Below are 25,447 nucleotides of genomic sequence, written 5' to 3'. Positions count from 1 at the left end.
GGACGCAGATAATTTTGTACTGTCATTAGTCTAGAAAACGCTATAAGTCCGCGCGCCATTCACAAGCGGTAATTTCCAGACAAGACGGATCACGGAAAATAGTAACTAATGACTAATGACTATTGACTAATGACTATTGACTAATGACTATTGACTATTGACTAATGACTAATGACTATTGACTAATGACTAATGACTATTGACTAATGACTATTGACTATTGACTATTGACTAATCACAGGCTTTTGATACTTACCTGGATACTTGCGTTGGAAATAGTCTTCCATGACTTGTAAAATCATTGGCGCAGCAACGCTACCACCACCACCGCCGGAATGTTCAGCAAAGGCGACAATTAATATTTCCGGCTTGTCAGCAGGAGCATAAGCACCAAACCAAGCATGATTTTGCTTAATACCCCGCTTCCATGCTTCGGCTGTGCCACTTTTCCCAGCGACTGGGGCAATAGTTGGTTTATTTAAAGCTTTTCCTGTACCATCCGTGATTACTTTACGCAGTCCATCACGCAAGATTTTGATGGTGGATGGCTTCATGTGGACATCTTCTCGCCAACTTTTGGCTTCTTCATTATCTTTTAGTAAATGTGGTTGGACGCGATAACCCCCATTAGCTGGGACAGCAAACATTACAGCCACTTGCAAAGGTGTAGTTAATAAAGCACCTTGACCAATTGACATATTAATGCTGTCACCTACAGTCCAAGGCATTTTCCACGTTTTCTGCTTCCATTCCTCATCCGGGACTAAACCTTTTGATTCTTCTGAAACAAATTCAAAGCCTGTTTTCTGACCAAAACCGTATTTACGAGTCCATTTGATTAAGGTGGGGCCGCCGACTCCCTTACCAATTTGATAAAAGAAAGTATCACTACTCCACTGCATTGCTCCCACGAAGCCCAAGGGGCCAAAACCTGCATGATTCCACTCACCAAATGTTGTTCCACCAACAGTTAAAGAACCATAGGTTTGCAGCACTGTACTGGGAGAAAATTTCCCTGACTCTAACCCTGCGGTTGTAGTCACAATCTTAAATGTACTGGCGGGAGGAAAAGCACGTAGGGCGCGATTTAATAGAGGGTGTTCTTCCCCTTGGACAAATTCCCAGTCTTTTTGGGTCAGTTTTTGTTTGGAGAAAATATTAGGATCAAAGGTGGGATGAGACACCATTGCTAAGACAGCCCCATTTTTGGGATCAAGTGCCACAATTGTGCCATTACGAGTTCCCAAGGCCTTCTCAGCGACCAATTGCATATCTAAATCTATTGTCAGGCGGATATCATTACCCGGTTTAGCTTGTTTTTCTCCCAATACCCGTAATGGTCGCCCAGCCCCGTCAACTTCTACCTGCTGACCGCCCCATTCACCTCTGAGTACGGATTCATAGGCTTTCTCGACACCCATTTGGCCAATGACATCTCCTAGACGGTAGCCGTCTTTTTTCTTTTCTTGGAGTTGTTCAGCCGTTAATTCTCTTGTATAACCCAAGACATGGGCTAATTCTCGACCGTGGGGATAATAGCGCACTGCTTCTGTGTGGATTTCCACATTTTGCAGTTCGTTTTCATACTCTTTAATAGCTGTGATTTGGGCTTCATTGAGATCCCGCGCAATCCGAATTAATGAAGATGAGTTTGCGCCTGCGTCTTGGAGTTTCTTTTCAATTTCATCTTGGGGAATCTCTAAAATTTTAGACAGCCGTGGCCCGACTACAGCCCATGAGGGTTTAGTATGTGCCATTGGCCACAAATAAATTGAACGGGGATAGCGTGTACTAGCTAGCAGCTTGCCATTACGGTCAAAAATATTACCTCTTTCTGGCTGCTTGGGGATCATGCGAATGCGATTAGATTCGGCTCGTTTGCGGTGGGATGCGCCTTCGACAATTTGCAAGTATGCTAAACGTACACCAATCCCGGTCGTCATTAATAAAGTGAAGATAATCAAAACTATAGATTGGTAATTCCGTCCAACTGTGCGCGTATTTTTTTTACCTCCCAGGGGAGTTGGTTGGAATATAGCCATAGGAAATGTATATAGATGAACTAATTGATTGGGAAGAGGAATATCGTTATTTCCTCAGTTTACCAACTAAGAGTTAAGCTAATGCTCATTGTTGGGAGTGAAAACTGAAAATAACTTTTGTATGACACTCACTCCAGCAATAGGGATGGGTATCCTTGATTTAGAGTTCCCCAAAACCGCTACTTAATGTTGAGTGTGTAACAATTGGGAACATTGTTTTTGGCACAGTGGTTTTCGGCGGATACAATAAACCAAAGTGTAATGTTTTTTCTGCTTAATAGACTACATTAATTGACAAAATTACTGAGAATTGCGGCATTCTACTCAAAACTATGGCTCAAACTGTGACCCAGCACCAGAAAGGAATTGTGGCTTTTCAGCCCCTTGACGTTGAACTACGTAGTGTGTTCAAGTTTTACAACCAAGAACCAGCAGTACATGGAATCGATTTGGATATTAGACAGGGAGAGTTTTTTAGTATTTTAGGGCCTTCTGGTTGTGGTAAAACCACTACACTGCGTATGATTGCTGGGTTTGAACGGGTGGATGCGGGTAAGTTATTGATTCAAGGTCAAATAATGACTGATGTCCCGCCTTATCGTCGTCCCGTGAATACGGTGTTTCAAAGCTATGCGTTGTTTAATCATTTAAATGTGTGGAATAACATTGCTTTTGGTTTACGCCTGAAAAAAGAGAAGCTGCGTAAAGCCGAAATTGAGAGCCGCGTCAACGAAGCATTAAAACTAGTGAAAATGGAAAGTTTGCGATCGCGCTTTCCCAATCAACTTTCTGGTGGTCAACAGCAAAGAGTAGCATTAGCCAGGGCTTTAGTCAATCGTCCGGCTGTGGTTCTACTAGATGAACCGTTAGGGGCGTTAGATTTAAAACTGCGGAAAGAAATGCAGTTTGAGTTATCGAATTTACACAAAGACCTGGGTTTAACATTTATTATGGTGACGCACGACCAGGAAGAGGCGTTATCATTGAGCGATCGCATCGCCGTGATGAATCAAGGTAAAATCGAGCAAATCGGTACACCCAGCGAAATTTACGAACGTCCCAAAACATCCTTTGTAGCAGATTTTATTGGCGACACAAATTTATTTAGCGGTGAAATTACTGCCATCGAAGCATCAACTGTCACCGTCGTCACCAAAACTGGACTGACAGTTGTCGTGAATCGCACTGAAGACACACCCACAGATTTATTGAACACTGTAGTTGTGAGCGTGCGCCCAGAAAAAATTCAACTTTCCTTATATCAACCAACTCTAGACCATAACTGTTTTGAAGGTAGGCTAGTCAACATTATGTATTTAGGGACTCACGTTAATTATGTTGTGGAATTAATTAACGGCATTAAAATTAACGTTTTACAACCCAATACTTTTGGTAGTTTACCAGACCGTGACACCCCCATTTACGCTTGGTGGGCAGAAGATGATTGTTTGGCAATTAGTCATTAGTCATTAGTCATTAGTCATTAGTCATTAGTCATTAGTCATTAGTCATTAGCTAGTAGTGAATTGAGAAAATGGCGACTGGTAGGTTTCAAGAATTAAGGGTTTATCATTTGGCAGAAAAATTAGCTGATAATATTTGGAAAATTGTTGATAAATGGGAATCTTTACCAAAAGATACTATAGGTAGACAAATTATCCGTTCCGCAGATAGTATTGGTGCGAATATTGCTGAAGGTGTAGGACGAGGAAGTTATCAAGATAATCGAAGATTTGTCAGGATGGCAAGAGGTTCTTTATATGAAACACAACACTGGTTAAGAAGAGCATATAGACGAAGTTTATTAACAGATGAGCAAGTAAAATTATTAAAGTTAATTATTAATGATCTAGCCCCTCAACTCAACGGATATCTCAAATCTATCGGTAATTTCTCTGATGACTAACTTACGGGCAGATGTCACAAAAATACAGATATTTTTGTGACGGTTTTTCACAAATCCCACTTGCTAATGACTAATAACTAATGACTAATGACTAAAAACAAATGACTAAAAGACGCAATTTTATTCAGGGATTTACCGCACTTTCTAGTTTATCTTTAGCTAGTTGTGGCTGGAGATTGGCAGATGTCAGGGCTAATACTAATTCTGGGCGCACTGACCAATTATATATATATACTTGGACACAATATTCTGATCAGAAATTATTACAAACTTTTAGTACTCAAACTGGGATGAAGGTATTAGTAGATCCTTATGATTCTAATGAATCAATGCTGGCAAAACTGCAAGCGGGCGGGGGTGGTGCATATAGCCTGATTTATCCCTCAGACTATATGGTACAAAAGATGGTAGATAAAAATTTATTAGTAGAATTAAAACACGATCGCCTGATTGGTTTAGATCATTTATTTCCTCAATTTCAAAACCCCACTTACGACCCAAAAAACCGTTATAGTATTCCCTTCAATTGGGGAACAACTGGATTATTATATAACTCCGAAGTTCTCAAACAAGCCCCCGAAGACTGGGATTACCTCTGGCAAAATAAAGCCATACTCAATAAACGCATGACATTATTAAATGATGTGCGGGAAGTTATGGGCGGAGTATTAAAAATGTTGGGTTATTCTTATAACTCACAAAATGATAATGAAATCAAACAAGCTTATCAAAAATTAACAGAATTAAAACCAGCGATCGCAGCTTTTGATACTGATGCCTGGCAAAATCAGATGTTAGCAGGGGATTTAATTTTAGCCATGTGTTATTCTGCTGATGCTATTAGGGTCAGTAAAGAGAATTCCAAACTAAAATATGTCATTCCCCGCAGTGGTTCTTCGCTATGGACGGACACAATGGTAATTCCGAAATCAGCACCAAATCAAGATGGTGCTTATGCTTGGATTAACTTTCTTTTACAACCAGAAATAGCAGCGACTATCACGCAAAGATTGAAAATTGCTACACCCAACCGCGCCGGATTTGAACTGTTACCCGAACAAATTAAAAACAACACCAACTTTTTCCCCCCAGATGACTTGCTAGCCAAGTGTGAACGTATCAGTCCCTTGGGACAATTTGAGGAAGTCTATGATCGATATTGGACAAAGTTGACGAGTAGTTAGTCAATAGTCATTAGTCATTAGTCATTAGTCATTAGTCATTAGTCATTAGTCATTAGTTCTTCTCCTTCCTTGTCCCCAGTCCCCAATCATTCTTCAATTTTGAATTTTGAATTTTGAATTTTGAATTTAGTTAATCCCCAACCGTGCATACCAAACTTCGTACTCTAGATAACATCGAATTCAATCGCCGTCGATTTGATTGGTTACAACCTCTAACTTTACTTGCGCCGGCTGGTATTTGGTTACTGCTTTTGCTGGTGTTACCTGCATTAATTATTTTTCAATTAAGTTTAGTACCAGATATTAGACCAGGTGATTTAGTCAATCCTCAAGGTTTTGCTAACTATATTCGGATTTTTGATCCTTTATACTTACAAGTAATTTTGCGATCGCTGGGTTTAGCAGTTAGCACGACTTTCATTTGTTTAATTTTGGGGTTTCCTGTTGCTTATTGGATTGCTCAAATTGCTCCTCAGAAATGGCGCAATTTATTACTATTAGGTTTTGTCTTACCTTTGTGGACTTCTTCTCTACTGCGTTCCTATGCTTGGGTAACTATTTTACGTCGCAGTGGTTTATTAAATAGTTTACTGGCTAGTTTAGATTTACCGACTCTACAATTACTGAATAGAATACCGGCTGTATTAATTGGGATGAGTTACAGCTTGTTACCTTATATGGTGTTAATTTTATATGCTTCTTTAGAAAAATTAGACAAGCGTTTGTTAGAAGCCGCAGCTGATTTGGGTGCAAATCCTGTACAGGCTTTTTGGAAGGTGACTGTTCCCCAAGTCTTACCAGGAATTGCAGCTGGTTCTTTACTGGTATTTATTACAGGTTTAGGGGATTTTGTTGACCCTGAATTATTGGGTGGTGCTTCTAGTATGACGGCGGCGCGGTTAGTTTACAACCAGTTTCTCGGAGTTACGCAAAACTGGGGTTTTGGTTCAGCTTTGAGTATGACTTTAATTTTAGCGGTGAGTATTGCGATCGCTCTTTTGATTAAGTTTGGTGAAGCTACACCCAAGCATTAAGGGACTGCCAACTTAAAAAATATACTATCACTGTGTAGGCAGAGGGGCAGGGGGCAGGGGGATATTTTTTATCGTTATGATATTAAGGGGGATGAGGGTCAATAACTAAAGGTTTGTAGTGAGAACTTTAGTTCTCTCTTCTCTACGAGAGGCTGCGCCCTAAGCGCAGCTATGCCGTGGGCTTTACGAGACGCTCCGCGAACAAATCAGGACTAAAGTCCTTACTACGAACTCAATACTAGTATTATCGTTCCTGGAAAATCATCATTAATATGCGAAAATTCTGTTAGTAACATAGGAGAATTGTTACTATGTATCAAAAAATTTTGGTAGGCATAGATCAGTCAGAAGTTAGTCAAAATGTTTTTGATGAGGCTGTATGTTTAGCGAAAGCAACTAATGCGGAAATGATGTTGCTGCATATTTTATCTCCTTTAGAAGAACCTTATATTAGTCCGATATTTATGCAGCCTGATGCTATTTATCCCACAGTTCCACCTGCACCAGCAGAGACATATATTCGACAGTGGGAAGAACTCAAGCAAGAAAGATTAGAATGGTTGCGATCGCTCACCAATACTGCTATCAATACAGGTGTGAAAACTGGGTTCACTCAAAATATGGGTGATGCAGGTCGGATAATTTGCGAAGTAGCGCGCAGCTGGCCTGCTGATTTAATTGTACTTGGTCGTCGTGGTCGTGCTGGATTAAGTGAGTTTTTCTTAGGTAGTGTGAGTAATTATGTACTTCATCATGCACCTTGTTCTGTGATGGTTATTCAGGGGAAATTATCTGACTCTGGGACAGTGATTGAGAAAACTGTTTGATTTTTGCGTGCAGCTTCATACCTAATTGGGATTAGCTGCTTAAGTTGCTGAAAAAATTCCACTAGCTAAGATACCGAGAATTTTATTCACATCTTTTAAGTAATATTCACTCAAATCAATCGTTAATACTTGTCCTTCTAGTTTGAGAAACTGCCAAATACTACCTGTTGTGACCGCACCGTAAATAGCTTTAATTTCACTTGCGGCTTGCTGATTAAAAATTTGGGCTGCTACCATTTCTGCTGCACACTGACCTAAACCTGCATTGATGTTCTCTTTTTTAGCTTCTACAACTATTAGAACTGGTGCTGTCATTATCAAAATTTCTGGGGATTTAGTAATAATAAAATCACAAGTTCCGTTTAGTCCTTTGCTATCGTCAACAGTAAAATCAATTCCAGAGAACAAACTAATTTGCTCGTTTAATTGGCGGCGTAAATCGACTAGAATTGGTGCGATGATTAATTCTGAACGGGCTTTTTCACTATTACTCGCTAAAGCGATCGCTAAGTTATAATTAAGTGTTTCTGTGAGCAAGTTACTGGCAGGTAATTCGGCAACAGTAGAGAAAATATCGCGTTTTTCTAACGTAGTTAAACTAAAAGCTTGTTTGGCTTTAGCTAGGCTAAACTCACTGTATGACATAAAACTATGTATGGGCAGTATTCCACCCGATTGATTTTGATAGGTTGCGGGTGTTCAGACTCCCAACTTTTCTAAAAAGTCTGGTATCTATGACCTATCATAATTTATTTTCGGAAAAAGATAGGTTTAAAATCTAGCCCCTTGTGTGTGGCTGAATTAATTGGTTTTATCCAGATTCTTGAAGATGAATTGATTCCTATTTGCTGCTAGTTCCTAAAACTATCTTCACAATTTTTTACAATAGGGCGACTTTATCAGTACATATGATAAAATGAGTTCCAAATTTTACCATAACTAAGACTCGTCTTAGTGATGTTACACCTATGGAATCACTCGCTTATTTGCACCTAGCCGAGAGTTATGCAGCATCAGCTTATCCTGAAGAGGAAGTGCTTACTGATGTTGAGTTGTACTTTCAGGAACTAGCTTGGATAAAGAACCACAGAGGAGTTTTAGTCTTAGCTGCTTGTTTAGCAATGGTCTCCTTGAGTTCACAAAATCCAGCGATGGGGATTAAAAGGGGTGATAGAGGGTCTCAAGTCGTATCTCTCCAGCAAAGATTGCAAGCGGCTGGATACTTTCAACAGAACCCTACAGGCTACTTTGGTGCTGTTACAGAAGCAGCTGTGATCCAATTTCAGCAAGCTAATGGTTTAAAAGTAGATGGGGTTGTAGGGTCTAAAACTCTGGCGGCTTTAGGATATGGTTCTGGGGTGAGTGAATCTACTAGTGTAATCTACGGGGAACAACCGAAAGTCGTATCGAAGCGATCGCTCAAAAAAGGGGACAATAGTTATCGTGTCATGTCTCTACAGCGCAAATTACAAGCGGCTGGATACTTCGATGCACCCATCTCCGGTTTCTTTGATGATGCTACACAAACAGCCGTAATCCAATTTCAGCAAGCCAAAGGACTAACTGTCGATGGTCTTGCAGGTAAACAAACTCTATCAGCCCTAGAATCGAATACAGCCGGATTCAACACTACACCTTTTCTAGCACCTGCGTCCGCATCTCAAATTACAGATAACTCTCCACAACCAACACCAAAACCACAAATCCGAATTATTCAGCCATCAGCGAAAGTTTCCCAACGTCCACAGCAGCAAATGCGGCTGGTAAAAACCATTTCCTCTAGTAAAATTTCGCCAAAATCGGTGGTTTATTCCGGTGATGGGCTATTTTTCGCCCAAAACATGATGTATAACCACTCCATCACTGTATATAATCGTGACTATAAATTGGTGAAAGTCATTCCCGACACAGTAGATTTATCCAAATATGGTTACGCCAAAAAGCCAGGTAAATACAGAGGCGCACCTGTAGAAGCGAGTTTTTCCCACAATGGTAAGTATGCGTGGGTATCTAACTATCAAATGTATGGTACTGGTTTCAACAACCCTGGTAATGATAAATGTTCTCCCTCTCAGAAAACAGACAACAGCTTTTTATATCGCATTGATACAGATACCCTCAATATTGAACAAGTCATTCAAGTTGGTTCAGTACCGAAATTTGTCGCTGCTTCCCCAGATGAACAATTAATTTTAGTGAGTAACTGGTGTTCTTGGGATTTAAGTGTAGTTGATGCTAATCAAAATCAAGAAATTAAACGTATTAAACTAGGTGCATATCCTCGCGGAATAGCTATTAATTCAACATCAGAAACAGCTTATGTTGCGGTGATGGGTTCTAGTGACATTGCTGAAGTGAATCTCAGAAATTTTTCGGTGAAATGGCTAAGAAATGTGGGTAATTCTCCACGGCATTTAAATATAGATCCGACAGGTAAATATCTCTATGCTTCTTTAAATGGTGAGGGAAAAATTGCCAAAATTAATTTACAACAAAGGAAAGTAGTAGATAAAGTCATCACAGGCCAAGCCCCACGCAGTATGGTTTTAAATGAGGATGGGGAAATACTGTATGTGGTGAACTACAAAGAAAATTCAGTGAGTAAAGTCCGTACTAGTGATATGAAAGTTTTGCAAAAAGTAAAAGTAGAATCAAGTCCTATTGGGATTACCTACGACCCACAAACAAGGGAGGTTTGGGTGGCTTGTTATTCGGGTAATATTATGATTTTTCAAGACTAAATTTACCACAACATATGGTTGAGAAAGTGTCTTAATGGTTTAATTCCTGCGGGTTCTTGATAATCATGAGGTAAAAGAGACGCAATTGCATTTTGCAAAGTTGCTAAAGCGGCTTCTACTTCTTGTCGGTTTGGTCTAACCGTGGTTGAAAAATGTAGCGGTTCACCAAAACGCACCGTTAATTTTTTACCCCAAAATAAATCTTGTGTGCCAATTAAAGCGGCTGGTACGATGGGTACACCAGCGCGTAAAGCGTAAATCACGGTTCCCCGTTTCAATGGAAGATGTAACTGACCTTCCTGAGTTCCTAATCGTCCTTCGGGAAAGATAATTAAGCTATCGCCATGAGCTAAAATTCCCAAGACAATGCGGTCTATTTGACGTAATATGTGTATTTCTCCCCCGGTGGGGACATTGGTTTCAATCAGTTTAGCTAAATTGATTAAATCTTCTCTTCCTGTTTTAGCTGCTTGAATCACAGCTACTTCTTCCTTCCATATTCTAGCTAGGGGAATCACACCCCCCGCAACCTTTAAAATCAGGCGTTTCCACCATTTGTTATATAAAGTCCGCGCATCACCCAAAATATAGTAATAGGGTTGGGTGGGAAGTTCTGCTAATAATAGTAAGGGGTCGAGATGGTGGAGATGATTAACAGCCAGGATAGCTGGTGTTTGGGGGATATTTTCTGGTTTTTCGACTTCTACTTGAAAAGCCCAATGAATTAGCGATCGCAATACAAATTTTCGTATCCCAGCATCAATTTTCGCTGTCGAATTCTTTGTCTGAATAGATTCTAACTCAGATAGGGTGTCTTCGATGATTTGGCGAATCGTGCGATCTCTAGCAGATGCAACTCCTTGTTTCACTCGCTCGATACTTGCAGCTGTTAAAGGCGGTAAAATCTCCGACGGGGTTGTACTTGTTTGGTCACTAGATGACATAATCAATTCAAAATTCAAAATTCAAAATTCAAAATTCAAAATTAAGTAGACTAGATTTTTTGCTGAGTCATTAGAAAAATTAACTAAATGATTGATCACCATGAAAGCGTCTTTGCTGGTTTCCAGGATATAAAACTTTATTACCAAAGGTGGCTACCAGAGGGTAAAGTCAAAGCTGTATTAGTGATTGTGCATGGACTGGGAGGACACAGCAATAAATACAGTCATCTAGTCGAGTATTTTGTCCCCAAACAATATGCTATTTATAGTTTAGACCTGCGGGGACATGGGCGATCGCCTGGGGTGCGTGGTCATATTAACAGTTGGACTGAACTCCGCGAAGATTTGAAGGCTTTTCTGGAGTTAATTGCTACCCAACAGCCGCAAATTCCCCTATTTCTTTTAGGTCATAGTTTTGGCGGCGTGATAGTTTTGGACTATGTTTTGCATTATCCCCAAGCAACCGTCGCATTAAAAAGTGTAATTACCTTAGCACCAGCCCTTGGTAAAGTTGGTGTATCGAAATTTCGCTTACTATTAGGCAAATTACTCTCACAAGTTTGGCCGAGTTTCACCCTCAACACCGGACTAGATGTAGCAGCAGGTTCAAGGGATGAGAAAGCTTTAGCCATTTACGCACAAGATACCCTACGTCATACCCGTGCGAGTGCGCGTTTATCTACAGAATATTTAGCCACAGTAAATTGGATTTATCATCATGCGCCAGAGTGGAAAATCCCGTTGTTAATTCTTCATGGTGGTGCGGATAGAGTGGTGTTACCTGAAGGTAGCGAAACATTTTATCAGCTTGTCCCTTATCCAGATAAACTGCGAATTGAATACCCAGGCGCATATCACGAACTACAAGATGATTTGAATTATCTGGAAGTATTGACTGATTTAGAAAATTGGTTAGAGGGGCATTTTATTTAGTCAATAGTCAATAGTCAATAGTCAATAGTCATTAGTCATTAGTCATTAGTCATTAGGGAACAGGGAACAGGGAACAGGGAACAGTTTTTCTCATCTCCTACCTTGTCTATCTTGTCTACCTTGTCTACCTTGTCTACCTTGTCTACCTTGTCTACCTTCTCCCCCTGCCCAATCCCCAGTCCCCAATCCCCAGTCCCTTCCTAACCACATAACTTAACTTGGAATTACCTTAACTTGCTTTTGTTGTTCTTGTAACCAGGTTTCAAATAGTTCATTTAATAAACGCGCTTTCATGGGTTCATCTAGTTGGGCGGGGATAAATTTTTCTACTCGCACAATGACTAGCCACTCAGCAATACGGGCTGGTGGTGAGATTTTTCCTGGTTGACAATTACTTAATAGTTGTACCATTGCTGGGTGTAGTGTGCTGAGTTCCACTGGCCCTACTAATCCGCCGGTTTGGGCTTCTGGGCCTTTGGAATATTTCTGTGCTACATCTGCAAAGGACTGTTCGTTGGCTTGGAGGCGAAAATATAATTCTTGGGCTAATCCTGGATCTTGAGTTCTGAGTAAGGAATAAATGACTTTATCTAATTTTCCTTTCATTTGAAAGAAATAAGATTCTAGTTTGTTACCCCAAGTGAGTTGTTTAAATTTTTCTAGTTTGATTTTACGAGAAATCAGATTATCTAGTTGTTCGGAACTTAACCCTTGTTGCGTCATCCATGCTTGAATTTCGGCTGCTTGGGTTAACTGTCTTTCAGCATAAAAACGCTGTTTAGCTTGGGCGACTTCTTCAGGATTACACTCTACATTTACTATCGCTTCGTCAATAATTATTTCCCGTAGCAGTTGGGGTAGTAATTGATAATTAGCTAGTAAGGGGATAATTTCGCTAGCTTCGATTTTGCGATCGCCGACTTGCAGCACTTGAGTCATGGTAAATTGATTTTGGCTCTTGGGGTTATGAATCCTGAGTCAGTGTTCTACACATTAGTTATGCTATCTATGACTCTTTAATTTACAGTAAATAGCAAAATTTGCCTATTTATGTAAAGTTTTCTACAATACTATACCTGTAAATTTATATTCTCGATTTTTTAGTCCCCTTGCGGGGAAATGGTGTTTGGGAACAAGTAGCAATTATTGGGGTGATTTATTAGACTTCTTGAATAAATAATTTTTTTGTTTCGCGCAAAGGCGCAAAGTCGCAAAGAAGGACGCTAGGCTCATTACTTTTGCAAGAGGTATGTTGTATTGTCTTTGGCTTTTAGTCCCCTTGCGGGGAAAAGGTTAATGGAAACACAGTTCCGGCAGACGTTCAGACTGCCGTTGACAAGTTTCAGTCCCCTTGCGGGGAAATGTTTGATGGAAACTCAAGAAGGTTTAGTGTTAAACGCTTTAATCAGTTGCGTTTCAGTCCCCTTGCGGGGAAATGTTTGATGGAAACTAGCAAATCCGCTTCTGCCTTGAGATGAACCAAGTAGTTTCAGTCCCCTTGCGGGGAAATGTTTGATGGAAACGGGAGCATATTTAGCGAGATTGATGAAAAAATCAATAGTTTCAGTCCCCTTGCGGGGAAATGTTTGATGGAAACCATTCTCAATGACTTAGACATTCTGCCGTTCAGCGTGTTTCAGTCCCCTTGCGGGGAAATGTTTGATGGAAACATCGTAGACCAGACATAGCGATCGCAAAGAACAATTTGTTTCAGTCCCCTTGCGGGGAAATGTTTGATGGAAACTGCTATGATCACTAGTCTTGGTGGGATTGCTGCTGCTGTTACGTTTCAGTCCCCTTGCGGGGAAATGTTTGATGGAAACTGAAAGATTCCCTACACGCGCTAAGTGCGATCGCTACCTGTTTCAGTCCCCTTGCGGGGAAATGTTTGATGGAAACGAATGTTTGTAAATAGCTAGGTTGTCGTCCTAAAATGGTTTCAGTCCCCTTGCGGGGAAATGTTTGATGGAAACCTAAGGAACTACCATCAAGACTAGCCACGCCATTGGCAGGTTTCAGTCCCCTTGCGGGGAAATGTTTGATGGAAACGGTTGATTCACTTTATTGATGATTTTGTTGTGATGTGTTTCAGTCCCCTTGCGGGGAAATGTTTGATGGAAACCTGGAGAATTCGGCGGAGTGCCTTTCCTCCTTCGAGTTTCAGTCCCCTTGCGGGGAAATGTTTGATGGAAACCAACTTTTAAGTATGGGGGGCAATAATGGCGCGAGAGCAATGTTTCAGTCCCCTTGCGGGGAAATGTTTGATGGAAACACAAGTGGATGCGGATAGGCAACGGGTAGCTGAACGTTTCAGTCCCCTTGCGGGGAAATGTTTGATGGAAACCCTGTGGTATCGGGAGGCGCGACCCGCCACACGGGAGGAGGGTTTCAGTCCCCTTGCGGGGAAATGTTTGATGGAAACTTAGAAATGATCACAATACTTTGGCTAAGTCCCTGAAGGCGTTTCAGTCCCCTTGCGGGGAAATGTTTGATGGAAACATTTAGCCCAATTATTGCCCAGTTCCAATCAAAGTGTTTCAGTCCCCTTGCGGGGAAATGTTTGATGGAAACTGCTCGGTACTGAAACTTATATAGAGCAAGCTTCCTGGGAAGCATTTTGACGAATCGCAAAATTAGGTCGATTTCAGCCCACCTTATTGCGAGTAATTCGCAACTTCCCGAATTATTGAAACGCTGTAATTATTATGTTGTCAAGGTTCTGGCGATTTTGACGAATCCCTGGGTTTTTTGACCCCGCTTCGACTTGTCAAACATCAAGCTGATTCCATCATGATAGGGCGAGTATTGAAGATTGTCGAGAGTATGGAGAAATTTCATCAGACAGCTAGAAACCTACAGCTTTATCGAAACGTAACATTTCCAAAGAGCGATCGCCGTAAACCCCTTCAATTTGTTGACGACAGCACTCGATAGCAAAATCATTCAGTTCTTCTGGCTCAATTCCGTACATATCCTCAAATATCGTCGTTTCTACACGGCAAAAGCGCGGACGGTTTGCATAAATGCGACATTCCCGCGTTTCGTGGTCAAAGTTAATGCACCAGCCGCCCTCACCTACCATACTCATGTATAATTCCAGTTCTTCTGGCGTGAGATAGTCTTCAATTTCGGGACGATCTGCTGGGTCGAGGTTGCAGCAAGCTCCACACTGTTTTACACATTGCCATGTTGCCATTTTATGTTTTTTCCTATACTTTTATTAAGTAAATTAAATATCACTGGCGATTCCCAGATATCATTAATTGCGGGTATTGCAACTGAGTAATTAAGTTTTTAAGACCATTGGGAGGAATTAAGAAAAATGTTTGACGCTATTGCTAACATTAATTGGGAAGTAATCTTTCAGCTAACCTCTGTTGCATTGATTGTCATTGCTGGGCCTGCTGTGATTTTCGTACTCGCTTTCCGCAACGGCAATCTTTAGGAGTAACGAGTGCTGAGTTATGAGTGCTGAGTGAGTGTAAGTTGTTAAACTCGGCACTGGCAAATTTGTAATCCTTCCTTGAATAATACACTTTTGAGAGTACGAAAGTTAAGTGTAAATTGTCAAACTCATTACTCAGCACTCAGCACTCACCACTCACCACTGACAAAGCTTGAATTGCTGCTTGAATAATACAGTCATATTGGGGTAGTGATAGGTCAACTTCTAGGGCATCTTCGCGACTTGTACCTAGTAAACCGATTTTACTCCCTGCGCGCATCATTAAAACCTTGCCCTCAGAGTTTTTAATTCTTAACTCTGGGGGCGAAATATTTTGATAGATTCCACAGGTGTATTGACGCTGGTTGTAGTGGAAACTGCTTCTTAAGGGTTGGGGGGAGGGTTGATAGAATAGGTTTAATGAGGATTCTTTGGGAAGCCTGACACCAACTAACTCCATTTCTAGGGTAGTTTTCCCGTTAAAATGATTTTCCCGCAGTTTGTAGGCTATATCTAGTCGTTGCGGTAGGGGATAATAATCACGCCATCGCCAAGCGATCGCTTTCATTCTATACTCTTGTTGGTCAATAGTTTGGCTGAGGGTGAGTTTAATGTGACCTTTCCCGACGATTTGCTGTTCTACAACTCTCGCGTTAGCAGTCCAAAAGACGGGATCTGGGTTATCAATACCACAGGGATGCAAGGTATCTAACTGTTGGTACAGTGCTTGATTAATTTGATGAAAATCCGCCTGTGCGTCGATTTGCAGTAAGGGTTTGAGGTGTTGGAGTTCTAGACATTGATTCGCGAATTGAGATAGACGCGATCGCAATTCTTGTAAATTATCAGCTAGTAACGAAAATCCGCCGGCGGCTTTGTGTCCCCCAAATTTTCCTAACAAATCTTGACAATATTCTAAGGCTGCAAAAACATGAAATTCAGGAATTCCCCTAGCTGAACCGCGAATGTGTGTGTCGTTTTCATAGGTACCAATAAACACGGGTACGCCGTAACGTTCAACTAAACGAGAAGCCACAATACCAATTACACCATGATGCCAATTAGGTTGCACAACTACTAAAACTCGGTCTTGTTGGAGAGACGGGAGAAATTCTGCTTCCACAAAAGCGATCGCTTCTTGTTCAATTTGCTGACACAATTGTTGACGGGTAGTATTCACCTGTTCACATTGGATAGCCCGCGCCAATGCCAATGACATATCATCTGTAGTCAGTAATTCAATCACCGTCTGCGGATCACCAATGCGTCCAATAGCGTTAATGCGGGGGCCAAGGCGGAAACCGATGTCTTCGGGTTTGAGGGACTGGGCATTGGGAATTGGGGAAGAAAATTTCTCCTCTTCTCCCTGCCCCCTACCCCCTGCCCCTTGAAAGCTGCCCCCTGCCCCCTGCCCCCTGCCCCCTGCCTCCCTCGCCTGCACTCCTCCTACCTGAATCAAAGCCTGAATTCCTGGTAGTTGGGATTTGGGTAATAGCTTTAAGCCGCGTTTTACCCAGCGACGGTTAACGCCGGTTAGGGGTGCTAAATCTGCGATCGTTCCCAGGGTGAATAATGCTAGCATCGGTTGAATTAAGCCTTTGGTGTTGCCTAATTTCTGTGCTAAACATACCGCCAAAATATACGCCACACCTACACCTGCAATTCCCCGATAGGGTGAAGATTCAGCGATGAGTTTGGGATTGAGAATGGCGTTGGCTGGGGGTAGTTTTTGGGGGATGTCGTGGTGATCGGTGATAATAACTTTTAAACCGAGTTCTCTAGCTCTAGCAATGGGTTCAAAAGCGGAAATGCCGTTATCTACCGTCAGAATTAACTCTACACCTTCACTTTTGAATTCTTCCACAATTCTTTGATTAATCCCATAACCCTCGTGCATTCTGCTGGGAATCGCATAATCTACCTGCGCGCCTAAACTGCGAAGACTCCGCCAAAGTAAAGCGGTGCTAGTCATACCATCGGCATCATAATCACCACAGATAGCAATTTTACTTTGAGAAGCGATCGCCTCTGCTAATAATTCCACACTTAATGCCAAATCTGGGAATTCTGTTAAGGGTGAGGGTAAATCAAGAGATTCAGGATTTAAAAAAGCTTGTGCTTGTTCTAGGGTAGCAATACCGCGATTAATTAATATTTGTCCCACAACGGGCGATAAATTTGTTGCCAATGCCAATTCCTTGGCTAATTCCGGCTGTTGCGGGTAAATTTGCCAACGCTGATTCGGTAAACGTTGAGAAGATGGGGAGTGTTCTGGTAAAGGTTGAGCTAGCATTGAGCTATTGGCTATCAGCCATTAACTATTAACACATAATTTAAAGAGGAGAAGCTTATATTAGCTTGACCCCTTTGATTCCTCTCAAAATCTTACCAAACCTTTACCTTATGACAATCGGTTCAAAGTGTTCTACTGTGGGAAATGGCTCATAAAAATGGTGCAGGAGTTGTTTCCATTGCTGATATTCAGGAGAATTTCTAAAGCCGATGGTATGCGCTTCTAAATTCGTCCATCTTACCAGTAATAAATACTTACCTTTTACTTCTAAACACTTATGCAGTTCATGGGAGATGTAACCATTCATCGATGCAATAATGTTTGAGGCTTCCTGGAAAGCACCTTCAAAATCTTGCTCCATGCCATGTTTAACATAGAGCATTACGGCTTCCAAAATCATAGGTTAGGTTTAAAACACACTGACGCGACCATCATTAAGTATATAGACAGAGCGATCGCCTGGATAACGCCAAGTCGGACGAATCTCTACGCGTAATGTGGCTAAATTCGGTTTAGAGACAACAGCCTGCAAAGCCGAACCTGTTTCATCCCAGAAAACCAGGGAAAGATTTTGCTGTGTATTGTCTTCCTGTGAAAATTGTAATTTTTGTCCTGGTCGTAGAGGAATAGGTCTATAACCTTGAATTCTTTCCAATTCTACAATATTAGAAGTGTTATTAACTACTTCTAAGCGGATACGCTGACCAGGTGTAAACTGAAGGGGACGTGGGCCACAATTAGAGGCACAAGTTCCAGCTAAACTGGTATGAGAATCACCCAATGATGTTACTAACAGGGTAGCTGCTACTAATACAACTGGCAATTTTTTAAACATAAGTCAGCGAATAAATACTTATGCCACATCGTAGCCTACAGAGATATGATTCAACCTCAGCAAATCTTGGGTAATGGGTATGAGGGAGGGACTGGGTAATTTTGCAGTTTGAAACTTCAATTGCTTATGGATCTGACAATATATACCAAATTATCGGATAGTGTTTGGCAACAGTGGCAAACAGCAAAAGATACTGTGAATCAAAACATCACATTTTGGCATAGTTCAGTAAAAATGTGGGGACAATCTCTCCAAGAAACTGCTCAAACTACAACTAATCATACTATTGATGCAGTGACACAAAAAATCCATCAAAGTTGGCAAACTGCTGAAGATTTTCAGGTGATGACAGCGAAAAATATGCAAACAGCTTTGTTAAATCCCACAGAAGGTATTACCTCTGCTTTTAATGATTGGTTGCTACAACACCCAACATTGTGGCGGTTGGTGCAAATACTAGATTGGGCTACAAATCACCCTATTCTTAGTCTAATAGGTTTATTATTAATTCTAACTCTGATTTGGAGCATGGTTAAAGCCATCATGCGCCTGATTGAAAAAGCCAGTTGGTCACTTTTACAAGTACCATTGAAATTAATTGAAACTGCACTTAAATTTTGCTTCTTCTCTTTAGTGAAAATTTTCAATTTAGCTTTTAATAAAGCCAACCATCATCAAAATATCACAGATAATATAGTCTTAACTACTCAAGAATCACCAAGTATTTATGAAATCAAGCAGCAAAGGTTAACAGAAATTGCCCTGAGATTAGAAGCTATTCAACAAGAACAAAAAGAGCTTTTACAAGAAGCTTCTACTTTAATTGGTCAAGATAATCTTGACTTTAAAATTACAGATGCAATTCGTAATTCATAATTTTTATAATATGTCTGGGTGAAGCTGTGCTAAATATTTAATTTTTTAACGCATTTTCTGTTAGGTGTTCCCGCAGGTTAGGTACGCGGAGTTGAGTGCAGATGTACTCTTGCACCAGGGTTAAAAACCGGGTTTCTTGCAAATCCCTCAGCTTAGAAACATTAATCTTTCGTTCAGAAAACCGGTTTTTTAGGGCTGGTGTGGGTGCAGGATTTAGATGCTTTTCTGCATAGTAAACAACGACTTTCAAGTGTTGAGAATCAGGAACGTAAAATACTTGTTTCAGCACTAAAAGCTGCTGCTAATTTAGGGCTAGAAATCGCAATTGCACTTTCATGCCATTCATGGATAATTGCGTCAATTCTCTCCCATGCTGTGGTTGAAGAATCTATTAACCTAAAAGCCTCACTTAGTTCCTGAATAAACTCTTGTAATTCATCGGCATCAAACACATTCAACCATCTATAGGGATGTTCACAGTTAATTTCTTTGCCTAATAACAGAGAAAAAGCAACAGTTAATGCTTCAAAGACAGCTTTACTTTGAGTAGCCGCCTTGATAAGAGAAGTTACTTCCTCGCGACGCAGCAACGCAAAAGACTGATCATTACGAGTAATTGTCACTGGGTGTTCCAACGCTTTGTCTAGAACTCGCCCTGGCTGACGGTTTAACTCAGTAGCAGTAATTAGCTCATCTGAGTAAATATTACCAAAATTTCCTAGAATCATAGATTCTGCGTTTTCAGCCAATACTGAATGGCTGATACTCATAAGTTACTACGTATAATTGTACGTACTATTTATTCATAGTCAATAGGAATAAAAACTTTAGGTATTTAATTGCAAAATTACCTCATCTGTTTGCCCATGAATAAATTGAGCAAATCGCTGTGCTAAGGGCGGAACGAGAACTAAAGGATTACTAAAACCTGAAAAAATATGAATGTTTTCATTCCCTGGAATTGCCCCAATTAAAGGTAGACTATTATTGCTAAAAGCCACTAAACAATGATGCCAAATTCCTGGTAAATTACCCAATTGTGGTAAAATCTTAGTAATACTTTTTCTTAACCAATTTTCGCTATCTTGTGCATCTATAGCAGCATGAGGATTTGTCAGGGCGCGACTAATTTGACCTAAGCGTAAACTCCCATCGAGAAATTGTACTGCGCCTGCATCTAAGATCGGTGGTAATAGTTGATTCCCTAATTCATTCCATAATTGATCATCTTTTGTAGAGGCAGATTCTAATTTAAATCTTTGGAGATTTGCTGGCATTACTAAAGTATTTAACTGCAAATCTACGGGTGGTGTTTCGATAATTTCGGCATGGGTAAAATAGATTTTTATCGATATTCCGGCATTTTTTAATAACTGACGGCTGATTCCTCCCGCACACACCACTACATTTGCACAGTAGTAACTTGTAGTAGTTGTTTTGACACCACCTGAGAAAATTTGCACAACTTCAGCGATTTGCATTTCTCCACCACGCCGTAAAAATGCCTGAATATAAGCTTGTGCGGTTTTTTGAGGGTGGATATGTCCGTGTTTAACTGTTAAAGCACCGGAAATTGCATCTTGATTGAGTAATGGTTCTAACTCACGAGCATCTGAGACACTGATTAAACGCGGTGGTGTGGCACAATGAGTATACAATGCAGCCGTGGCTTGGGGGTCACTGCCGGCTGCAATGGTGAGTAATAAGTCTAACTCTCGCAACTCAATATCAGCGTCTAACTCGGAAGACAAAACTTGATAACGTGCGATCGCTTCTTGGCATAATTGACGAGTAAGTGGTGTACTACCAGACCAATAAGCCAATCCTCCATAGCTGTAGCGGGTAGCATTGTCTGGAATTGTGTCTTTTTCTAATAGCAGCACACTCAAACCGACTTTGACTAATTCGTAGGCGAGTGTCGCGCCTGTAATTCCCCCACCAACTACAATCCAATCATAGGTTTTCATTTCAGTAGTCGTAATCCACTCAGCGTTACTAACACTGTAGAACCTTCATGACCAATTACACCGATGGGGAGGTTAACGTTTCCGAGGAAGTTACCTACTAAAAGTAAGCCGATAAAGCCTAAAGCAATGACTACATTTTGTTTAACTATACTCTGCGATCGCCTGCCTAATTTAATTGCTGTGGTCATTTTTTCTAGTCTGTCTGCCATTAATACTATATCTGCGGTTTCTAAGGCGACATCACTACCCACTGCACCCATTGCCACCCCTACAGAAGCTTGTGCTAAAGCTGGTGCATCATTAATCCCATCTCCTACCATCGCTACTGTGTGATATTTTTTCTGCAAACTGCGAATTACATCTAATTTATCTTCAGGTAAAAGTTCAGCAAATACTTGATCAATGCCTATCTGTTGGGCGACACTACGGGCTGTACGTTCATTATCACCGGTAATCATCACAATTTGTTCTATGCCCAGTTGCCGCAATTGGGCAATTGTATTAGCTGCTTCTGGTCTAATGGTATCAGCTAGAGCGATCGCACCCATCACCGCATAACCAACTTCCTGGGCTTGTGCTACCCAAACTACAGTATTACCCTGTTCTTCCCAAAATGTGGCTTTTGCTTGTAATTCCTCTGGTAACTGAGTTACATATTGCTGTAAGAAAGACACATTCCCCACAATCACAGTTTGGTTACTAACTGTACCAAAAATACCCTGTCCTGGGATAGCTTGCACTTCAGTGGCGCGCACCCAGTCGAAATCACTAGCTGCTTGTACAATTGCTTGGGCAATGGGGTGTTCGGAAGAAGATTCTAAAGCTGCGGCGGCTGTTAAAACGTTTTCTGGGGAATATTCACCAGTCGTCAAAACTTGAGATACTTGGACTTGTCCTGTAGTTAGAGTACCAGTTTTATCGAAGGCGATCGCTCTAACTTTCCCCATTTTTTCCAACTGCGCGCCATTTTTAAATAAAATCCCTTGTTTTGCACCGTTGGCAATCCCTGATAATAAAGTGGGCATAATCGCCGCCATTAATGCACAAGGAGAAGCCACTACCAGGAAAGTCAGTGCGCGGTAAATAGTAGTTTCCCAGTCCCAACCCCACACAAACGGCGGTAAAGTTGCCAATAATAACCCAGCTATGACAATTACCTTGGCATATCCTTTCTCTAAGCGTTCGATAAATTCCTGAGAAGGGGGTGCTTCCGTTTGGGCTTGTTCTACCAAGCGAATCACACGCTGAATTAAACTGCTAGAGGCGGGTTTGTGTAACTTCAGTTGCAATGCACCGTAACCGTTAAGTGTTCCCGCAAACACTTCCTCCCCCACCGTTTTTTCTACAGGTAAAGATTCCCCAGTAATTGCGGCTTGGTTGATGGTACTGTAACCAGAAACAATCATCCCGTCGGTGGGAATCAATTCCCCAGGTTTCACAATGATTTCATCACCGACTTGCAACTGGTTAATGGGAACAGTGGTTTCTTCTCCCTGCTGTAACACTGTAGCTGTATCTGGTGTCAAACTCATCAAACTGCGGATACTTCTTTCGGTGCGCCGCATGGCGTAACCTTCTAGTGCGCCACTAATAGCAAAAATGAGAATTAAAATTGCACCATCAATAATTAAATGATATTCCCTGCGCCATAAACCCAACGTAGCCGCACCCAAAGCCGCCACAATCATCAGCAAATCCACATCGAGTTCTTTTTCTTTAATTAGCGTCGTTAGTCCCTCACGCGCGCTTTCGTAGCCACCAATGATATAAGCCGCAGGTAACAGCAACAAAGCAAAGCCTAACCAGCCAAAAGACAAAGCCAACCATCCTAAAAATAACAGCAGTCCGCAAAGCATTGCTGCTAAAGTATCTGGGTGTTCTTGGGTGAATTGGTTAAAACGCTGGGGATAAAGCATGAGAGAAGATTCAGTGACAACTAATCTCACGCTAAACCTTGACATTGATGTTAATGTCAAGAGGATGGATAGAAAAACTTCAATCTTCCTTCTCCAAACCAATTATTTGGTTAACCATAGGGAAAATTAAATTAGATTAATACTGGTAATCTCAAAAAACTGGAGTACCTATGAAAGCAGTTAAAGTCATGGCAACCATTGATGAAAATGGGCAACTTACTTTAGATCATCCCTTAATGACGGATAAAAATAGTCGCGTTGAAGTAATTGTTCTTATTCCTGAAATAGCAGAAATAGATCAACCAGAACAATTTCAAGCAGACATTGTAGAAGATTTCCGTCAAGCTTGGCATGAAGCTATGACAGGACAAACAATCCCTGTAACTCAACTTTGGGAAGGATTGGAGAATGTCTGAGCAACCATTGATTAAAGTTGAGGCTACACCAACTTTCAATCGCAATTTACGTACTCTGGCTAAAAAATATCGCAGTATTCGTAATGATATAAAACCTGTAATTACACAACTTGAACAGGGAGAATTACCAGGAGAGCAGATATCTGGAATTGGCTATGAAGTTTTTAAATTACGAGTACGAAATACTGACATTCAAAAAGGTAAAAGCGGCGGCTATCGTCTCATTTACTATGTAAAAACAGCAAAGGGAATTATTTTGCTGACTATTTATTCTAAATCTGAACAAACTGATATTGCAGCCGACGATATTAGAAGATTCATTGCTGAGTATGAAAAATCTGTGGATACAGATGAAGAATTGTAGATAAAGGGGAAAATCCATGTTAAAGCGAATTTATATTGATAACTTTCGATGCTTAGTGAATTTTGAAATTAATTTTGACTCAATTAATCTCTTACTTGGTGGCAATGGTTCAGGTAAATCGACGGTATTTGAAGCTTTACGGAGACTGCAACTTTTTATAGTTGGCGGGTATCAAATAGAAGGACTTTTCAATTTTTTTGAATGTACTCGTTGGCAGAAATTACCTATTCAGCGTTTTGAGTTAGAAATAGTAGGAAATCATGGAACATATAAATATGAGCTAGCTATTGCATATACTCAAAACAAACCCCATATTCACTATGAACGTTTATGGTTTGATCAGCACCCATTAATAAAATACGACGCAGGCGAAGTAGAAATTTTTAATGATGATTACTTACCTAGTCCAAAATATCCATTTAATTTTTCACAATCAGTTTTATCTTTACTACAACCAAGTCAGGAAAATACAAAAACAACCTGGTTTAAATACCGTATCGAAAGACTTGTTATTGTACAAATTACTCCTACATTGATGAATGGAAGTAGTAAGCAAGAAGAAAGAATACTGAATTATAAAATGGAAAATTTTGTGTCTTGGTACAGATATATTTCCCAAGATCAAGGTAAATCTTACGAAATTATCAATATTTTGCAAAATGTTTTAGAAGGATTTTTAAGTTTTAGATTTGAACAATTTAGTGAGCAAGACCGTGCTTTGAAACTGAAATTTAAATCTAGTTATGATACAGAAAAACCACTTGAGTATTACTTTTGGGAATTATCAGACGGACAAAAAGTATTACTTGCTCTCTATACACTGATTTATGGTACTCAATCTGAAGACTATACATTATGTATAGATGAACCGGAGAACTTTTTAGCACTGCCAGAAATTCAACCTTGGTTAACTCAACTGTATGATTTTTGTAGTGAACAAAAAATGCAGGCTTTACTCATATCTCACCATCCAGAACTGATGAATTATTTGCTAGTATCACCTATCGGTTATTGGTTTGAGCGTCAGAGTAATGCACCTGTGCGGGTGAGAAAAATTAGTAATGAAAATGCTGAAAATACTGGACTACAAATTTCAGAATTAATCGCACGGGGATGGCTGCATGAGTCAGCGTAGAATTCAGATCATGATTTTGTGTGAGGATAGACAACAAGAAGTTTTTGCTCGTTACTTTCTCAGACAAAGAGGGTTTACAGGGAATATTAGAACGAAAATATGTCCACAAGGCGCAGGAGAGCAATTTGTCAGAGAAAGCTATGCAGCAGAGGTAAAAGCATTCCGCAGCAAAAATTATCTTTCAGGAATGTTAATTGTGGTAATTGATGCAGACACTCAAACAGTAGAGTCTCGGCTGAAACAATTAGATAACGCACTAACTGAAAATGAACAACAACCTCGTCAACCTCATGAAGCCATAGCAATATTTATACCTAAGAGAAATATCGAAACATGGATACATCATTTACAGGGAGAAACTGTTGACGAGGAAAAAGTATATGCAAAATTTCCCAAAGCAGAATCAGTTTGTAAACCTGATGTTGAGAATTTAGCAAATCAATGTCGTCAGGGTAATTTAGAGGCTAATGCACCTCCATCACTTCAAACTGCTTGTGGAGAATTACAACGAATTTTAGGCTTATTAGGGTAAATGCAATTTGAATTCAGACACATTCAGGTTTGAACCCAAAGCACCGCTATATACTGT

The 25,447-nt window shown here is 40.6% G+C and carries 25 protein-coding genes and 1 CRISPR repeat array; of the genes, 13 read left to right on the top strand and 12 right to left on the bottom strand.

From position 1 onward, the window contains the following. Window positions 1-224: 224 nt before the first annotated feature. On the bottom strand, window positions 225-2,042 hold the full coding sequence (gene mrdA / locus CLI64_RS09450; protein WP_103136980.1) for a penicillin-binding protein 2: 1,818 nt from the start codon (window positions 2,040-2,042) through the stop codon (window positions 225-227). Between the two features lie 332 nt (window positions 2,043-2,374). Between mrdA and CLI64_RS09445 the strand changes: the two genes are divergently transcribed. The 5 genes from CLI64_RS09445 (at window position 2,375) to CLI64_RS09425 (ending at window position 6,993) form a co-directional block, all read left to right on the top strand. Beyond that, window positions 2,375-3,508, top strand: a complete 1,134-nt coding sequence (locus CLI64_RS09445; protein WP_103136979.1) for an ABC transporter ATP-binding protein — start codon at window positions 2,375-2,377, stop codon at window positions 3,506-3,508. A gap of 68 nt (window positions 3,509-3,576) precedes the next feature. Continuing rightward, window positions 3,577-3,948: a four helix bundle protein gene (locus CLI64_RS09440; RefSeq protein WP_103136978.1), complete on the top strand. Its 372-nt coding sequence runs from the start codon at window positions 3,577-3,579 to the stop codon at window positions 3,946-3,948. A 101-nt stretch (window positions 3,949-4,049) separates the two neighbouring features. Beyond that, window positions 4,050-5,132 (top strand): spermidine/putrescine ABC transporter substrate-binding protein, encoded by a 1,083-nt coding sequence (locus CLI64_RS09435; protein ID WP_103136977.1) that lies wholly within the window; start codon window positions 4,050-4,052, stop codon window positions 5,130-5,132. A 143-nt stretch (window positions 5,133-5,275) separates the two neighbouring features. Next, window positions 5,276-6,166, top strand: coding sequence for an ABC transporter permease (locus CLI64_RS09430; RefSeq protein ID WP_103136976.1), 891 nt, complete (start codon window positions 5,276-5,278; stop codon window positions 6,164-6,166). A gap of 311 nt (window positions 6,167-6,477) precedes the next feature. Further along, a complete protein-coding gene (locus tag CLI64_RS09425; protein ID WP_103136975.1) occupies window positions 6,478-6,993 on the top strand; it encodes a universal stress protein in 516 nt (171 codons plus the stop codon). A gap of 39 nt (window positions 6,994-7,032) precedes the next feature. On the opposite strand, the gene CLI64_RS09420 is transcribed toward CLI64_RS09425, so the two are convergent. Beyond that, a complete protein-coding gene (locus CLI64_RS09420; RefSeq protein WP_103136974.1) occupies window positions 7,033-7,638 on the bottom strand; it encodes a hypothetical protein in 606 nt (201 codons plus the stop codon). 323 nt (window positions 7,639-7,961) lie between these two features. On the opposite strand from CLI64_RS09420, the gene CLI64_RS09415 reads away from it, so the two are divergent. After that, window positions 7,962-9,734 carry a peptidoglycan-binding protein gene (locus tag CLI64_RS09415; RefSeq protein WP_103136973.1) on the top strand — a complete coding sequence of 591 codons (1,773 nt, stop codon included), beginning with the start codon at window positions 7,962-7,964 and terminating at the stop codon, window positions 9,732-9,734. Window positions 9,735-9,736: 2 nt separating this feature from the next. Here CLI64_RS09415 and CLI64_RS09410 read toward each other — a convergent pair whose 3' ends face one another. Next, window positions 9,737-10,678, bottom strand: a complete 942-nt coding sequence (locus CLI64_RS09410; protein WP_103136972.1) for a 1-acyl-sn-glycerol-3-phosphate acyltransferase — start codon at window positions 10,676-10,678, stop codon at window positions 9,737-9,739. Between the two features lie 87 nt (window positions 10,679-10,765). Between CLI64_RS09410 and CLI64_RS09405 the strand changes: the two genes are divergently transcribed. Then, a complete protein-coding gene (locus CLI64_RS09405) occupies window positions 10,766-11,611 on the top strand; it encodes an alpha/beta hydrolase (RefSeq protein WP_103136971.1) in 846 nt (281 codons plus the stop codon). A gap of 213 nt (window positions 11,612-11,824) precedes the next feature. On the opposite strand, the gene CLI64_RS09400 is transcribed toward CLI64_RS09405, so the two are convergent. After that, complete coding sequence (locus CLI64_RS09400) at window positions 11,825-12,550, bottom strand: peptidylprolyl isomerase (protein ID WP_103136970.1); 726 nt, start codon at window positions 12,548-12,550, stop codon at window positions 11,825-11,827. 328 nt (window positions 12,551-12,878) lie between these two features. Next, window positions 12,879-14,182: direct repeats of the CRISPR family, unit length 37 nt; unit sequence GTTTCAGTCCCCTTGCGGGGAAATGTTTGATGGAAAC. Between the two features lie 274 nt (window positions 14,183-14,456). Further along, the gene (locus CLI64_RS09395; RefSeq protein WP_103136969.1) at window positions 14,457-14,807 is read right to left on the bottom strand and encodes a YkgJ family cysteine cluster protein; all 351 of its coding nucleotides are present in this window, start codon (window positions 14,805-14,807) and stop codon (window positions 14,457-14,459) included. 126 nt (window positions 14,808-14,933) lie between these two features. Here CLI64_RS09395 and psb30 point away from each other — a divergent pair, with 126 nt between their 5' ends. Continuing rightward, window positions 14,934-15,056 carry a photosystem II reaction center protein Ycf12/Psb30 gene (gene psb30, locus CLI64_RS09390; RefSeq protein WP_015138444.1) on the top strand — a complete coding sequence of 41 codons (123 nt, stop codon included), beginning with the start codon at window positions 14,934-14,936 and terminating at the stop codon, window positions 15,054-15,056. Window positions 15,057-15,198: 142 nt separating this feature from the next. On the opposite strand, the gene CLI64_RS09385 is transcribed toward psb30, so the two are convergent. The 3 genes from CLI64_RS09385 to CLI64_RS09375 all read right to left on the bottom strand — a co-directional run bounded on the left by CLI64_RS09385 (window position 15,199) and on the right by CLI64_RS09375 (window position 18,184). Further along, window positions 15,199-17,349: a DHH family phosphoesterase gene (locus CLI64_RS09385; protein WP_103136968.1), complete on the bottom strand. Its 2,151-nt coding sequence runs from the start codon at window positions 17,347-17,349 to the stop codon at window positions 15,199-15,201. Window positions 17,350-17,452: 103 nt separating this feature from the next. Further along, window positions 17,453-17,749, bottom strand: a complete 297-nt coding sequence (locus tag CLI64_RS09380) for an antibiotic biosynthesis monooxygenase (protein ID WP_103136967.1) — start codon at window positions 17,747-17,749, stop codon at window positions 17,453-17,455. Window positions 17,750-17,758: 9 nt separating this feature from the next. Then, window positions 17,759-18,184 (bottom strand): hypothetical protein, encoded by a 426-nt coding sequence (locus CLI64_RS09375; RefSeq protein ID WP_103136966.1) that lies wholly within the window; start codon window positions 18,182-18,184, stop codon window positions 17,759-17,761. A 126-nt stretch (window positions 18,185-18,310) separates the two neighbouring features. Here CLI64_RS09375 and CLI64_RS09370 point away from each other — a divergent pair, with 126 nt between their 5' ends. Continuing rightward, window positions 18,311-19,060 carry a hypothetical protein gene (locus CLI64_RS09370; RefSeq protein WP_103136965.1) on the top strand — a complete coding sequence of 250 codons (750 nt, stop codon included), beginning with the start codon at window positions 18,311-18,313 and terminating at the stop codon, window positions 19,058-19,060. Between the two features lie 37 nt (window positions 19,061-19,097). Here the strand turns inward: CLI64_RS09370 and CLI64_RS09365 are convergent, their stop codons facing one another. Genes CLI64_RS09365 through CLI64_RS09350 form a run of 4 tightly spaced genes read right to left on the bottom strand, consistent with a single transcriptional unit; the run spans window position 19,098 to window position 22,943 of the window. Continuing rightward, the gene (locus CLI64_RS09365; RefSeq protein WP_103136964.1) at window positions 19,098-19,349 is read right to left on the bottom strand and encodes a hypothetical protein; all 252 of its coding nucleotides are present in this window, start codon (window positions 19,347-19,349) and stop codon (window positions 19,098-19,100) included. Then, window positions 19,321-19,830 (bottom strand): hypothetical protein, encoded by a 510-nt coding sequence (locus CLI64_RS09360; RefSeq protein WP_225977549.1) that lies wholly within the window; start codon window positions 19,828-19,830, stop codon window positions 19,321-19,323. The genes CLI64_RS09365 and CLI64_RS09360 overlap by 29 nt, the downstream gene beginning before the upstream one ends. 57 nt (window positions 19,831-19,887) lie before the next feature. Beyond that, entirely contained in the window at window positions 19,888-21,027 is a 1,140-nt protein-coding gene (locus CLI64_RS09355; RefSeq protein ID WP_103136963.1) for an FAD-binding oxidoreductase, read from the bottom strand. Then, the gene (locus CLI64_RS09350) at window positions 21,024-22,943 is read right to left on the bottom strand and encodes a heavy metal translocating P-type ATPase (protein ID WP_103136962.1); all 1,920 of its coding nucleotides are present in this window, start codon (window positions 22,941-22,943) and stop codon (window positions 21,024-21,026) included. Before CLI64_RS09350 ends, CLI64_RS09355 begins: the two co-directional genes overlap by 4 nt. Window positions 22,944-23,113: 170 nt before the next feature. Between CLI64_RS09350 and CLI64_RS09345 the strand changes: the two genes are divergently transcribed. The 4 genes from CLI64_RS09345 to CLI64_RS09330 are packed head-to-tail and all read left to right on the top strand — an operon-like array spanning window position 23,114 to window position 25,390. Continuing rightward, a complete protein-coding gene (locus CLI64_RS09345) occupies window positions 23,114-23,359 on the top strand; it encodes a hypothetical protein (protein WP_103136961.1) in 246 nt (81 codons plus the stop codon). Continuing rightward, the gene (locus CLI64_RS09340; protein ID WP_103136960.1) at window positions 23,352-23,723 is read left to right on the top strand and encodes a type II toxin-antitoxin system RelE/ParE family toxin; all 372 of its coding nucleotides are present in this window, start codon (window positions 23,352-23,354) and stop codon (window positions 23,721-23,723) included. Before CLI64_RS09345 ends, CLI64_RS09340 begins: the two co-directional genes overlap by 8 nt. A gap of 16 nt (window positions 23,724-23,739) precedes the next feature. Further along, window positions 23,740-24,858 (top strand): AAA family ATPase, encoded by a 1,119-nt coding sequence (locus tag CLI64_RS09335; RefSeq protein ID WP_103136959.1) that lies wholly within the window; start codon window positions 23,740-23,742, stop codon window positions 24,856-24,858. Then, window positions 24,845-25,390 carry a hypothetical protein gene (locus CLI64_RS09330; protein ID WP_103136958.1) on the top strand — a complete coding sequence of 182 codons (546 nt, stop codon included), beginning with the start codon at window positions 24,845-24,847 and terminating at the stop codon, window positions 25,388-25,390. Before CLI64_RS09335 ends, CLI64_RS09330 begins: the two co-directional genes overlap by 14 nt. Window positions 25,391-25,447: the final 57 nt, after the last annotated feature.

The sequence above is a fragment of the Nostoc sp. CENA543 genome (genome assembly GCF_002896875.1).
Lineage (GTDB): Bacteria > Cyanobacteriota > Cyanobacteriia > Cyanobacteriales > Nostocaceae > Trichormus.
This window is presented reverse-complemented; position numbering and strand designations above follow the sequence as displayed.

Coding starts and splice junctions, on each gene's coding strand:
- mrdA (WP_103136980.1), bottom strand. CDS start 2,042: ATGGCTATATTCCAACCAACTCCCCTGGGAGGTAAAAAAAATACGCGC.
- CLI64_RS09445 (WP_103136979.1), top strand. CDS start 2,375: ATGGCTCAAACTGTGACCCAGCACCAGAAAGGAATTGTGGCTTTTCAG.
- CLI64_RS09440 (WP_103136978.1), top strand. CDS start 3,577: ATGGCGACTGGTAGGTTTCAAGAATTAAGGGTTTATCATTTGGCAGAA.
- CLI64_RS09435 (WP_103136977.1), top strand. CDS start 4,050: ATGACTAAAAGACGCAATTTTATTCAGGGATTTACCGCACTTTCTAGT.
- CLI64_RS09425 (WP_103136975.1), top strand. CDS start 6,478: ATGTATCAAAAAATTTTGGTAGGCATAGATCAGTCAGAAGTTAGTCAA.
- CLI64_RS09420 (WP_103136974.1), bottom strand. CDS start 7,638: ATGTCATACAGTGAGTTTAGCCTAGCTAAAGCCAAACAAGCTTTTAGT.
- CLI64_RS09415 (WP_103136973.1), top strand. CDS start 7,962: ATGGAATCACTCGCTTATTTGCACCTAGCCGAGAGTTATGCAGCATCA.
- CLI64_RS09410 (WP_103136972.1), bottom strand. CDS start 10,678: ATGTCATCTAGTGACCAAACAAGTACAACCCCGTCGGAGATTTTACCG.
- CLI64_RS09405 (WP_103136971.1), top strand. CDS start 10,766: ATGATTGATCACCATGAAAGCGTCTTTGCTGGTTTCCAGGATATAAAA.
- CLI64_RS09400 (WP_103136970.1), bottom strand. CDS start 12,550: ATGACTCAAGTGCTGCAAGTCGGCGATCGCAAAATCGAAGCTAGCGAA.
- CLI64_RS09395 (WP_103136969.1), bottom strand. CDS start 14,807: ATGGCAACATGGCAATGTGTAAAACAGTGTGGAGCTTGCTGCAACCTC.
- psb30 (WP_015138444.1), top strand. CDS start 14,934: ATGTTTGACGCTATTGCTAACATTAATTGGGAAGTAATCTTTCAGCTA.
- CLI64_RS09385 (WP_103136968.1), bottom strand. CDS start 17,349: ATGCTAGCTCAACCTTTACCAGAACACTCCCCATCTTCTCAACGTTTA.
- CLI64_RS09380 (WP_103136967.1), bottom strand. CDS start 17,749: ATGATTTTGGAAGCCGTAATGCTCTATGTTAAACATGGCATGGAGCAA.
- CLI64_RS09375 (WP_103136966.1), bottom strand. CDS start 18,184: ATGTTTAAAAAATTGCCAGTTGTATTAGTAGCAGCTACCCTGTTAGTA.
- CLI64_RS09370 (WP_103136965.1), top strand. CDS start 18,311: ATGGATCTGACAATATATACCAAATTATCGGATAGTGTTTGGCAACAG.
- CLI64_RS09360 (WP_225977549.1), bottom strand. CDS start 19,830: ATGAGTATCAGCCATTCAGTATTGGCTGAAAACGCAGAATCTATGATT.
- CLI64_RS09355 (WP_103136963.1), bottom strand. CDS start 21,027: ATGAAAACCTATGATTGGATTGTAGTTGGTGGGGGAATTACAGGCGCG.
- CLI64_RS09350 (WP_103136962.1), bottom strand. CDS start 22,943: ATGCTTTATCCCCAGCGTTTTAACCAATTCACCCAAGAACACCCAGAT.
- CLI64_RS09345 (WP_103136961.1), top strand. CDS start 23,114: ATGAAAGCAGTTAAAGTCATGGCAACCATTGATGAAAATGGGCAACTT.
- CLI64_RS09340 (WP_103136960.1), top strand. CDS start 23,352: ATGTCTGAGCAACCATTGATTAAAGTTGAGGCTACACCAACTTTCAAT.
- CLI64_RS09335 (WP_103136959.1), top strand. CDS start 23,740: ATGTTAAAGCGAATTTATATTGATAACTTTCGATGCTTAGTGAATTTT.
- CLI64_RS09330 (WP_103136958.1), top strand. CDS start 24,845: ATGAGTCAGCGTAGAATTCAGATCATGATTTTGTGTGAGGATAGACAA.